1 pseudogene is annotated in these 1,288 nt (G+C 76.7%); it reads left to right on the top strand.

The annotated features are described in order from the left end of the window. A pseudogene (locus ABZ260_RS51230) lies at positions 1 to 1,288 on the top strand (hypothetical protein); the annotation flags it as partial.

Raw genomic sequence — 1,288 nt, 5'->3', positions numbered from 1 at the left:
GGCACCTGCTACACCGCCGACGAAGTCGTCGAGCTCGCGGAGTTCGCGCACGCGCACGGCCTCTTCCTGCACATGGACAGGCCGCCTACCGCGACGCGCTGCGCCGCCTGCCCGACCATCCCGGCGCCAGGATCAACCTCGGCCTGACCTGGCTGCGCTGGGAGCGCCCACGCGCCCACCACGACCCCGCCTGGCCGGTCGACCCCCGTGAGACGGGCCGGGCCAGGCGCGCCCTGGAGGCGTGGTCGCGGCAGATCCGCATCCTGCTGGCCGTCGCCCTCGTCGCGGTCTGCGCGGCGGAGTTCGGGTTCGGCCTGGCAGGCGTGGCGAGGATCGGTGGCGGGCTGGTGCCGCTCGCCGTCCTGGCGATCACCCTCAGGCAGGCGCACCGGGTCGGGCTCTGGTCGTACGTGCCCGGCATGCTCGCCCGCGACCTCTGGCTCGGCACGTCGATCCTGATCACCCTGGTCGTCGTGGCCGCGTACGTCGCGGTCGTCGCCACCCTCCCAGCGGAGGTCCCACCGCTCCTGGCCGGACCGCCGCCGGACGCCACGGGGGTGCTCTGGGCGGGCCTCGCCGGGCTGGTGCTCCTCAACGGCGCCGTGCTGCTCGTCCTGCGCGTGCTCGTCGATGCCTGGCGCGGGCGGCCGGTCAGGGCGCTGGCCGAGTTCGCCGCGGCCGGTGACGACCGTACGGCCAGGCGGGATGTCAACGTGACCCTCTGGCTGGTGGCGGGCCGGGTCTGGTCGGTGCCGGTGGCGGTCGTGTTGGCGGCGGCGGTCCTGGACGAACGGCGTTGGGTGCTCGCCGCGCTCGCCGTGCCGCTCGTGCTCGGCTGGGCGTACCGCGGGGCCGGTCCCGCCCTGGGCCTCGGCAGGGTGCTGGCAGCGGACCGCGGGCTGGCGGCGGTGCTGGCCCTGTCCGCCGCGGCGGCGCTCCTGCTCGGCATGGCGGCGGCGGTCACCACGCTCGGGCTCGCCCAGGCGGGCGAGTGGGTCTGGCGGGCCGGGACCGTGCTGCCGGCCGTCTCGTCGGCGGTGTTCGCCACGAGGTCGGTGCGGGCGTGGTGGCGGGGTGCGCCGGGTCCCTGGCGCGCCTCACTGGTCATGTGCGACGGCTGCGGCGGCCGCCTGCCCGGCGATGCCTCCCCGCCGGTGGGGCTCAGCGGGGAGGTGCGCGTGGCCTTCACCCACGCGCCGGTCCGGGCGCGCTGGTGGCCTCGTGCATGGCACGGAGCAGCATCGACCGCACGTGGGAGCCGCGGAGCGCCTCTCCGGCCCAGTGGGTC

The sequence above is a fragment of the Streptosporangium sp. NPDC006013 genome (genome assembly GCF_040614275.1).
GTDB lineage: Bacteria > Actinomycetota > Actinomycetes > Streptosporangiales > Streptosporangiaceae > Streptosporangium.
The sequence above is the reverse complement of the archived record's forward strand: the minus strand, read 5'-3'. Positions and strand labels throughout refer to the sequence as shown.